Source organism: Peribacillus sp. GL_122 (assembly GCF_057835005.1).
Map to the genome: position 1 here is coordinate 5,500,528 of NZ_CM174415.1, position 10,692 is coordinate 5,511,219.

Consider the following 10,692-nt stretch of genomic DNA (forward strand, 5'->3'; position numbering starts at 1 on the left):
CAGTGATTACCAGAAGAAAATATAACTATAGGAATAATAACGAAAATTTTTTTGTTCATTATTTTTTTCCCTTTATCATGAAAATCACGTTTTAACTAATGAGAAATGGGTAAATAAAAAAAGCAAAGGAGAGACATCATGAAATCCGATAGCAATAAACAACACTTTAAATTTTTTGAAAGAACAAATAACGCTAAACCAAGTGAACGGAAACAAATGAGCGATTTCATCAAAAAGAAGATGAATGCTCAAAACTCTCATTTAAATGGTAAAAACTCATGACGGGTTGGATGTCATGAGTTTTTATCGTTTAAAATGCGATTTCATTTCCCTGAAGGTTGTGCTTTACACATTTCTTGATACCGATTACATTCAAAAAATGTTTAATTTTCTTCATCGAGGTTGCCTGATATTCATCTACAATGGAAAACTCTCTAATATAAGCGATTTTTTCTTGTATATCTGTATCTATATGATCTTGGCTGTATTCTTTTTGATCTGATTTTTTGCATGTGTACACTACAGCTTCACCAATATTCCTAGTTGCCTTATCAAAATAAAAAGAAAACACAATGGCACATTCATCATCGTAAAAAGAGGGTTGAACTTTCATATTAATATCCATCGTTAAACTTACACCTCTCTCCGTTTTGTTATTTACACTATAACAAAATCATTAAAAGGAAATAGGCGTTACAAACTACGCTCACGTTTCTTCCGCACCTAACAAATGGACTTTACACTCCCCATTCATAGATAATTATAACTACAGGAATATGCGTAAAAGAATAATCATTTAATAATAATAAAAAAACATCTTCTAATGAAGATGCTTGAATGATTGATAGGGAAGCTTCAGTACTTATTTATATAAACCTGGAAGTTCTGCGTAAAGGCCTGGTAATTCGCTTGGGACAATAACAAAAGCAGCGATGATAAGAAAAGATACGACTAATGCTTTAGTACTTTTTTTCATAGGTCATTCCTCCTTTTCTTTTAAAAAAATATTGGTTAAAATAGAAAATAATTCTATAGTTATATTTAACCACACTTCTTAAAACCATAAATTTCGACTAAAGATTCTATTTAAACCGTTCAGGACCTGTACATACCGCTTTCACCGATTTTTCATGACAAAATATAACTCTAGGCATATTTTAAGGAGAATCAAAATGGATTTTTTTGCAGTTGGACAAAAGATCAAAGAGCTACGTAAACAAATCGGGCTTTCCCAGGAAGAGTTGGCATCCGGTATTTGTACACAAGCACAGATCAGCAAGATTGAAAAAGGCGATGTCTATCCATATGCATCCACCCTCTACTTAATTTCCCAACGTTTAGGCGTTGATGTGAACTATTTTTTCGATATTGGAATGACCCCTAGGCTGGATTACGTTGAAGAAGTGATTTATCAATTAAAAATAGCCAGAAGAACCCGAAATTATGAGGAAATGCAGCAAATTGTAAAGGCTGAGGAAAACAGTCCCCTATTTCTTCAGAATAAAAAGAATCATCAATTGATTCTTTGGCACAAGGGAATATACGAATATGAAAAAAATAAAGATTTAGATAAAGCTATAGAATTCATTAATCAGGCCATCGCCATTACTCATACGACCGACAAAATATATTCGGAACGGGAGCTTGAAATCTTAAGCAGCCTTGGTGTAATGTATGTTGCCGAAGAACAGTACGAAAATGCATTCGCCTTGTTAAGGAAAGCTTTAGATCACTTGAAAGCCCTACCCTTTTTGACGGATAAAACGCTAAAGACACGCCTATCCTATAATTTTGGCAGAGTGTTAACACGCCTGGTCCGATATGAAGAGTCCATTGCCTGCTGCCAAGATGCCATAAAGTGGTGCCTCGAACATGATCAATTATATGCTTTAGCTGATTTACACTACCATTTAGGTTACAATTTTGAACTCATAGGTAACTTTGAAGAGGCAAAAGAGTACTTGGAAAAGTCAGCGTTTCTATTCAATTTACAAAAGAATCATACCTTTGTTACATTCATAAACAAAAAGTTAGACAGTTGGAAGAATGAAATGAAAATAAATTAATTCTATATTTTTGGCCATTCCCATGGGAATGGCTCCAATTTTTTAAGGAATGTACAATTTGAACGTTGCCTCCAGGCACCCGCTCCAGTCAACTTTGTTTTAACTTTTATATAGAACCCCATTTGCCTACAAACTGAGCCATTCACCAGGAATATGTATAATTTCACACGCATCATTTTCAAAACCTCCATTCTACATTTTAAATTCCAAGCCAAAATGAAGTATAATAAAGAGATGCTTCAAAAAACGCACATTAATAAAAGGTTCCAGCCCCTCATCACTTAGTTTTGTGAAGCGTGATGAGGATGAAGGATTTCAGGCATGGTTAACGTTAATGCCAGTTATTCCTGTTTATATCCGAACCGCTTATATTCAAGGGGATTTTTGACGATATTGACTTTTACAGGGTTTTTATGAATATACGGCTAGAAGCAGTGATGGTTTGTTCGATTAAATGTCTTAGAACGTAATGAGAACGCCCATGGAAAAAGCCCGGCAATCGATCTCGGGATGTAATATATGCACGGCCCAAGAATAACCGGGGGCGGGATTACGATAAGTTAAAGAACTGATGGTTCATGATCATACAAAAAATATAAATTTTGGTAAACAGGGCTTGTCCCTGAAGGAGGAGAGTATGGAGCGGGAGTTGTTGTTAGTTGGGGAGCGGCTGGCGGAATTTTTGGAGGCCGGGGATCCGGAAGATTCGGATGTGGTGAATCAAGGGCTCCAGTTATACCGGCAGGGGCTCGTCGATATTAAAGAAGAAGCGGTGGATACGATTGCGGCTGAGGTACAGGATGGGACACGCTTTAGGGCCAGGCTGAATCTGCTCTTCCCTCAGGATGGAAGCTGTACATGTGATTCAAGGTTCATATGCCGGCATCAAATGGCCGTTTTCTTTTCTGCATATTCTGAACACGCTAGTGTTTCCGAATGGCTGAGCGAATGGAAAGCACCAAAAAACACCTCAACTGCCCAAGCACTGCAGCAAGTCAAACGGGCAAGTGAATTACTTAAACAGGCGGCGGGGAATTCCATCATCTTAGATAAAAGCTACCCATCATGGAAGCAATTCGTCAATGATGCCTTTGCGGAACATGTCGAGCCCCATATAGGCGAGGCTACTTATATGATTGAAAATCATATACAAACTTACTTTAAACGCCTTAGCTCAAAAGCTCCAATGGAAAGGGAATGGAAGTTGCTTTATCATTTCGTTACGCAATTTTGCACGATGCAGCAGACACTAAGAATGATTCAGCTGCATAAAAGTGAGACGCAAACGATCAGGGTCTTTTATGCACTTGCCGTCGACCTGGCAGAAGAGCTGCATGAATCGGTACAGCCGCTTAGCAGGCAAGCGAGGCCCTTCGCCTTTGATCCCTTCGTTTTCAGCATCAAGGAAGATGTAGCTAAACTACTGGATGGAGGAGAAGGCCTGGAATACGAAAAGATCGACCTCTACCGGGAGATATGGAGCTACTTATTCTCCAACTCCTCATGGCGTAAAGAGGAACTGGAACGAATCAATAAAGAACTTCCCGACAAGTATATTGGCACCACTGAGAGGACGTCCTATTCCCTCGCAGCCATTCACCTATCCCTTTTGGAGAGCCATGATAAACAAGCGATTGAGTTTCTTCATGAATTGAAGAAGGAAGCCTGTCCATACATTTTTTATTGGCTGAATCTCCTGGCTGAATCTGACAACCGGTCACGCGCCATCCCTTTTATTGAATTCATCAATAATAATGTCCAGGAATTCCTTGCCGGTTTATCCGATTATTATAAACGGGTAGATTTCGTCCGAACGTTCACGACTTTAATTAACAGTTGCTGTTATAAATTAAAACGGACCGATTTGCTTGAGAAATTTTACAGGGCCACCCTTCCGCACAGCTATTGGAACTATGCAAATTTCCTTTTTGAACAAGGACAATATAAAAAATGGGTGGAGATGCATATTTACTCAGAAATCAGCATTGACTTAATCAGCAGTGAATCCATCAAAGAAGTGGTCTCAAAAGAACCGGAACTAATCCTGCCCCTTTATTATCATGCGGTCCAGGAAAAAGTTTCTTTGAAAAACCGGCCTGCTTATAAGCAAGCTGTCCGTTATTTGAAAAGGATGCGCACCATTTATAAAAAGAGCAAAAAGGAAGACGTATTCGATCGTTATATACTTTATGTAGCAGATTCAACCAAACGGCTTCGCGCTTTCCAAGAAGAACTAAAAAGGGGTAAGCTTATCGATGTTTAATCCAGGGAAATTAAAAATCAAAATAGCGGCTCTCGAAAACGGAACTTACGCCCTTGGTGTCGTCAATGAAGAGAATACCTTCCTCACTACGAATCATATACGCAGGCTGTTATTCAACTGGGATGACGCAAGCTTTTATGGTACTAAAATGACTACGGATATAGTGGATGGAAATCAAGTATTCATTCTTGACGCTTGGGGACTTCTCAACTTTTTTGCTAGGGAAAGCTTTAACTCCTTCATAGAATGGGAATGGTCCGAGTTATCCTCCCTTTGCCTATCAGCAGCGCCCGTTCTTCATGAATCCATTGAAGCCGGAATCCCCGTACCGGATTTCACTAATCTTCAGTTGGACTCCATCGGCTGGAAGCTGCCGGAAGAAGTGGAAGAGGAATTCGTCCCTTCCTTTTGGGAAGAAGAAATATCTTTGGATCTCCCTTCACCTGAACTGGAAACAAACCGTACTTTTATCGAAAAGTGGTATAACGGTGCCGCTAATATGTATTTAAAAAACTATTCACCCATGCAGCATAAATGGAGTGAAGCCGTCGGGGCATTAAAGGATACACGACTTTCTCCCGAAGAATTGCAGGCCTTTTTTGACAAAGACAGCTGGCAGGAATGGCTCGGTACCCTGCCCGATCCAAAGCCATTCACCATAGGTCTCCGTTTAACTGAGCCTCCTGATGGCAATGGGCCTTGGATTCTCGATGTTACCCTTCGTTCAAAAAGGGATGAGAATATCCTTGAAACATATACAGGAAAAAAACTGCCGCGCGGCTGGAATAAGTATGCAAGTGAAGTGGTGCGTGCTACGAAACGCTGGCAACTCGTCGTGCCGTGGCTTGGGGAGAATGGCCGTCTGAAAAGGGAGATTTCGGAAACGGATGCATGGGAGTTTCTGACCGACGCAAGCGAAAAGCTCCTGTTTCTTGGCGTCGAAATTCTCCTTCCATCGTGGTGGCTTGCCTTGAAGGAGTCTTCATTGAAGGTCAAGGCGAAAGTGAAGAGCCAATCGAACCGCGGCCCGTCTTATGTCGGGTTAAAAGCTTTAATGGACTTCGATTGGCGTTTCTCATTAAATGGCAAAGAGCTCACCGAGGCGGAGTTCGAGGAGCTCGTCAATGAAAAAAGGCGGCTTGTCTTCATCCGCGGCCAATGGGTCAAGCTTGATCCAGCTTTCATTAAACAAATTCAGGAGCTGATGGAAACAGCTAATGAAAAAGGCATCCAATTGACTGACTTGCTGCAGCAGGAACTGTTGAATGGCATAAATGAAGATGGCGATGGCGATGACGATTCTGAAAACGACGAAATGCTCCGGATTCAATTTGAATTGAACCAGGAGCTCCGTAAAATGGTTGGAAGACTCCGGGAAACCAAAAACATTTCCATCCTGCCCGTCCCTAATGCACTTCAAGGTGATTTACGCCCCTATCAAAAACTGGGCATGAGCTGGCTCCTTTTTTTAAGGGAGCATGGTTTTGGTGCTTGTCTAGCCGACGATATGGGACTTGGAAAAACCGTCCAGATGATTGCCTACCTACTTCATGTGAAAGGCAAAGAAGGAGTGAGTAAAGAGCTCCCCACTGCCACCAGGGATAAACAAAAAAGTGAACCGATCATTGTCGAAGAGGATAGTAGCACAGAGAGCAGTGATGAGGCTGAGATCATTGCCACTACCCCCGAATCCGTCTCTGTACAATCGGCGCTCATCGTCTGCCCGACATCGGTCCTGGGCAACTGGCAAAAGGAATTGGAAAAATTCGCACCTTCACTTAAAGTTCACCTTCATTACGGATCGAATCGTGCTAAAGGTGAAGCATTTACTAAACTGGCAGCCGATCATGATATTGTCTTAACATCATATGGACTGACCCACCAAGATGTGGCTGAACTGACCACCATCCATTGGAGCAGCGTTATCCTTGATGAAGCACAAAACATCAAGAATGCTCAAACAAAGCAATCCAAAGCGGTCCGCAAGCTAAACGGCAGACATCATATCGCCTTATCAGGTACGCCGATGGAAAACCGTTTAAGTGAGCTGTGGGCGATTTTCGACTTCATCAACAAAGGTTATCTTGGAACGCTAGGTCAGTTTCAGGAAAAATATGTGGCGACCATTGAGCGTGATGAACAGAAGGATAAAATCAAGGAATTGCAGCGTTTGATTCAGCCCTTCTTGCTTCGCCGTACAAAACGCGATAAAGAAGTCGCTCTTAATCTTCCGGATAAGCAAGAACAAAAGGAATTCGTACCGCTTACCACCGAGCAAGCATCGTTATATGAACAACTGATAAAAGATACATTCACTGATATCGAACAACTGTCTGCCTTTGAAAGAAAAGGCATCATCCTCCAGATGCTGAATAAGCTCAAGCAGCTTTGCAATCATCCAGCTCTTTACTTAAAAGAGACGGAGAAGGAAAACATCATGAAGGCACCTAACCGATCAGGCAAACTCGAGAAGCTGACCGAGATTATCGATGCTGTCCGCGAACAGGATGAAAGCTGTCTCATTTTCACACAATATATCGGGATGGGCAATATGATTAAAGAATTGATGGAAAAACGATATGGCTTTGAAGTGCCATTCCTGAACGGGAGTGCGAACAAGAAGCAGCGTGATGAAATGATCACCCGATTCCAAGATGGGGAATTCCCCATCTTCATACTCTCGTTGAAAGCGGGCGGCACTGGACTTAATCTTACAGAAGCAAACCACGTGATTCACTATGATCGCTGGTGGAATCCGGCTGTTGAAAATCAAGCCACCGACCGTGCTTACCGAATTGGACAACAGCGTTTCGTTCACGTTCATAAGCTAATCTGCACAGGGACCCTGGAAGAAAAAATCGACCAGATGCTTGATAAAAAGCAAGCCCTGAACGACGAGATCATCAGCAGTGACAACTGGATCACCGAACTTTCCACAGAGGAAATCAAGGACTTGGTTGCTCTTCAATAACCCGCTCTCACGATATGAAGATGAATGAGGGCAGGTTGTTAGCTACTCAGGACAAAAAAAGGGGAGAATGCATATATGATATGCATTCCCCTTTTTTTATACATAAGCGTCTGTAACTTTTAAACCCTTGAATACCTGGCATGGTCTTGTTCGAATACGTTTATATGATTCAAAAAAGCGATTTCACCATATAGAGAGCTGTGATCCAAATGATGATTGCAGAAATTTTATTTAATATTCCAAGGAATTTCCCGGATGTATCAACCTTTTTCAGCAATCGCCCCGCAAGACATAATCCATGGAACCAGCACCATGACACAAAGATGCACGTTATGGCGAATATCATTTTATCTTTCCCAGAATAAACAAGTGAGCTTGAACCGATTACACCTATCGTATCCAAGATTGCATGCGGATTCAGTAATGAGACTGATAGAGTAAACACAATTTGCTTTTTGGTCGACATCTGCATGGATTGGGCACCTGACTGTGAATTCGATTTGGCAAACCAAATCTGAAAACCCATATACAATAAAAATATAACTCCGATTATGATTAATGTAAGGCGCAACCAATCATATTGCATGACAACCAACGAAACACCTAAAATAGCTAACAGAATGAGCACTGTATCACAAATTGCAGCTGTGATCGTTGCTGGCAATGCTCTTTTTATTGTAGGTTGGATTGCTCCTTGATTAAAAATGAATACATTTTGCACTCCCAACGGAAGTATCAGCCCTAATGCCAATAATAATCCATGAAAAAATGGCCCCATACGAATACCCCCTCCCTTCATATTCAGTATAATGAAAACAACAAAGGAATTAACCATCCAATTGGTTGGTTTTCAATCCAACCAATTTAATGAATATAGAACATGAAAGGAGTGGTTTTCGCATGTTTATCGAATGGAGGCCAACCCGGACTTCCGACCAATCACTTCACCAACAAATAGTAGATTGGGTCAAACAACAAATTACACGAGGGGAATGGCCGGTTGGTACTAAGCTTCCATCACAACGCTCATTGGCCGACTCATTTGGTGTAAACCGAAGTACCCTCATCACAGCCATAGATGAGCTTATTGCAGATGGATTATTGGAAACTAAGATTGGGTCCGGCACATTCGTTTCAAATAATACATGGAATGTGCTCGTCTCCAGCAAACAGCCCGACTGGAAAAACTATGTCCGGAATGGCCTTCATGAACCTAATTTAAAAACGATTCAGGACATTAATCAGTATGAAACGGACACCGCCATCATCAGATTGGGCACGGGCGAACTATCTCCAGCTCTATTGCCTACAAAACAAATCGAAAAGACGTTGCGATCCACTTCATTTGATGCCCACTCATTAGGTTATTCCGAGCCCAAGGGTGATAAGAGACTTCGCCAATGTATAAGTGTTTATTTAGAAACAAAAGGGATCAACGCAAGTCCCAGCTCCCTCATGGTCGTTTCTGGCGGGCTTCAGGCACTCCAGTTGATTTCAGTTGGTTTACTTCAGAAGGGATCGTTGATTTTACATGAATCCCCTTCCTATTTAAATTCCGTTCACCCTTTTCAATCTGCGGGCATGCACTTATTAGGTTTATCAATACAAGGCCGGGAAAGTATTCCGACACAAATAAAGCGCATCAATGGAAGGAAAAAAGCGTCACTGTTTTATACTGTTCCAACGTTTAACAATCCAACAAATACTACATGGACAAAAGAAGAAAGACTAAACCTCCTATCACTTTGCAAAAAAGAACAGATTCCTATTATTGAAGATGACGTATATAGTGATTTGTGGTTTGAAAAAGAACCACCGCCGCCTTTAAAATCTCTTGATGCAGATGGCCTTGTATTGCACATTGGCAGTATGTCCAAAACTTTAAGCCCCGGATTGCGTATCGGATGGATTGCTGGCCCGATAACTGTGATTGAACGTTTAGCGGACATTAAAATGCAAATGGATTACGGTTCCAGTGCACTTTCCCAACACCTTGTGGCAGAATGGTTAGCAAATGGTCAATATTCAAGGCATTTAGAGTGGCTAAGGCATGAGTTGATAGATCGCAGAGATTTTACATTAACCCTTCTCGATCAATATTTTAAGGAACTGGCTGAATGGCAAATACCTCAAGGCGGATTTTATATATGGTTAAAATTATGTAAACCCATCGTGAATCCAAACCTTTTCAAGCAAGCGATAAAGGAGAACATACTTCTTAATCCGGGATACATATACGAACCAAATAACCATACACATATACGGCTTTCATATTCATACGCCTCGAAGGATCAATTAGCTTATGGCATCCAAACCCTATCAAAGATCATTCGGCGGATGGTTTGACATTTTGAAGGATAGGAAACGCTCATCATATCGAGGAGCTGCCGTGGCAGCTCCATCCTTATTGAGTAAAGTAACTTATTCGCACGTTCTCATACCCTACAATGTCCTGCAGTTCCAGAAGATGATATCACGGATTAGCAGCTTTCATTTTTACGTTCCGCCCTTTTTGCTGGATGATGAAAAAAGAATGGTGATGGCCATGATTGATCATGATATAATCGAGGATTGCAGTAAGCGCCTCACCCTTATTCGGCTGATATGTCCCTGAATTTTCCTCAATGATGATTTTTTCTTGGTGGGGGTCATAATTAATTGATGTTTTAGCACCTCTTTCAAAAAAAGAAAGGGTTACCCCCTGACATAGAGGAAAATCCTGATAGAGTGAATCTGAGCGGGGATCCTTTTCAAAGGGGGAATGGACGTGCTGAAGTGCATCAAAGAAACTCGGTTTTGTAAGATATGAACTGTCGCTTCCTCTCCTTTCGAATTTCACTGTAATTCCAAGACTACCTACTTTATTGCTGGATTTTTTCTTATAACTCATAGATACCCTCCTTTCAACAGGTTCTTTATACCTAATTCTTTCATACCATTCCATATACCTGCCTGATAATGAAAATACTTCCTCACTAATAGATTTCCATATTTGCACGGTGAAAACGCAGCAAACTAATCCATAAACATCACGAAAGAATTCATACTTCAAATCCATAATCCGGAAATCTTATTTCGTAAAAACAGCCCTCTTGGATAAGAGGGCCCATACTGTAGACAAATTCGAAGAAAGCCAATTTGCCTACAGTTTTTTTCTTTAAACAACGTTCCAGATTATTTCAGAAATCCGCTCCCTTTCCGCCGACTGTCTGACAAGCCTCATCAAAGCAAGCGCCTGTGGGGTCTCAGCCAGCCAGTTATTCGGCAGGAGTGTCGCAAATTTCTTCAATTTAATGAGGGTTTCATTCCATATTAAAAGGTAAAAATTCATGAAGGATAACCAAGTCTTCTTTTTATAATCATGGTTCGGGGTAGTCCATTCCGAACCCCAT

At 41.1% G+C, this 10,692-nt stretch carries 8 protein-coding genes and 1 pseudogene; 5 read left to right on the plus strand and 4 right to left on the minus strand.

The window, feature by feature from the left end; all coding sequences use genetic code 11:
• Positions 1-138 precede the first annotated feature (138 nt).
• On the plus strand, positions 139-282 hold the full coding sequence (locus AC3ISB_RS26805) for a hypothetical protein (protein WP_179086066.1): 144 nt from the start codon (positions 139-141) through the stop codon (positions 280-282).
• Between the two features lie 28 nt (positions 283-310).
• Here AC3ISB_RS26805 and AC3ISB_RS26810 read toward each other — a convergent pair whose 3' ends face one another.
• Positions 311-625 carry a hypothetical protein gene (locus tag AC3ISB_RS26810; RefSeq protein WP_098371619.1) on the minus strand — a complete coding sequence of 105 codons (315 nt, stop codon included), beginning with the start codon at positions 623-625 and terminating at the stop codon, positions 311-313.
• 547 nt (positions 626-1,172) lie between these two features.
• Between AC3ISB_RS26810 and AC3ISB_RS26815 the strand changes: the two genes are divergently transcribed.
• From AC3ISB_RS26815 to AC3ISB_RS26825, 3 genes and pseudogenes are all read left to right on the plus strand, one after another.
• The gene (locus tag AC3ISB_RS26815) at positions 1,173-2,066 is read left to right on the plus strand and encodes a helix-turn-helix domain-containing protein (RefSeq protein WP_098371620.1); all 894 of its coding nucleotides are present in this window, start codon (positions 1,173-1,175) and stop codon (positions 2,064-2,066) included.
• Positions 2,067-2,703: 637 nt separating this feature from the next.
• Positions 2,704-4,329: a hypothetical protein gene (locus tag AC3ISB_RS26820; protein WP_098371621.1), complete on the plus strand. Its 1,626-nt coding sequence runs from the start codon at positions 2,704-2,706 to the stop codon at positions 4,327-4,329.
• Positions 4,330-5,167: 838 nt separating this feature from the next.
• Positions 5,168-7,300: pseudogene (locus tag AC3ISB_RS26825) on the plus strand (DEAD/DEAH box helicase); the annotation flags it as partial.
• Between the two features lie 169 nt (positions 7,301-7,469).
• On the opposite strand, the gene AC3ISB_RS26830 reads toward AC3ISB_RS26825, so the two are convergent.
• On the minus strand, positions 7,470-8,078 hold the full coding sequence (locus AC3ISB_RS26830) for a LysE/ArgO family amino acid transporter (RefSeq protein WP_430096322.1): 609 nt from the start codon (positions 8,076-8,078) through the stop codon (positions 7,470-7,472).
• A 122-nt stretch (positions 8,079-8,200) separates the two neighbouring features.
• On the opposite strand from AC3ISB_RS26830, the gene AC3ISB_RS26835 reads away from it, so the two are divergent.
• The gene (locus AC3ISB_RS26835) at positions 8,201-9,646 is read left to right on the plus strand and encodes an aminotransferase-like domain-containing protein (protein WP_098371624.1); all 1,446 of its coding nucleotides are present in this window, start codon (positions 8,201-8,203) and stop codon (positions 9,644-9,646) included.
• A 127-nt stretch (positions 9,647-9,773) separates the two neighbouring features.
• Here AC3ISB_RS26835 and AC3ISB_RS26840 read toward each other — a convergent pair whose 3' ends face one another.
• The gene (locus tag AC3ISB_RS26840) at positions 9,774-10,190 is read right to left on the minus strand and encodes a hypothetical protein (RefSeq protein WP_141992296.1); all 417 of its coding nucleotides are present in this window, start codon (positions 10,188-10,190) and stop codon (positions 9,774-9,776) included.
• A gap of 267 nt (positions 10,191-10,457) precedes the next feature.
• Positions 10,458-10,631 (minus strand): hypothetical protein, encoded by a 174-nt coding sequence (locus tag AC3ISB_RS26845; protein ID WP_489275073.1) that lies wholly within the window; start codon positions 10,629-10,631, stop codon positions 10,458-10,460.
• Positions 10,632-10,692 lie beyond the last annotated feature (61 nt).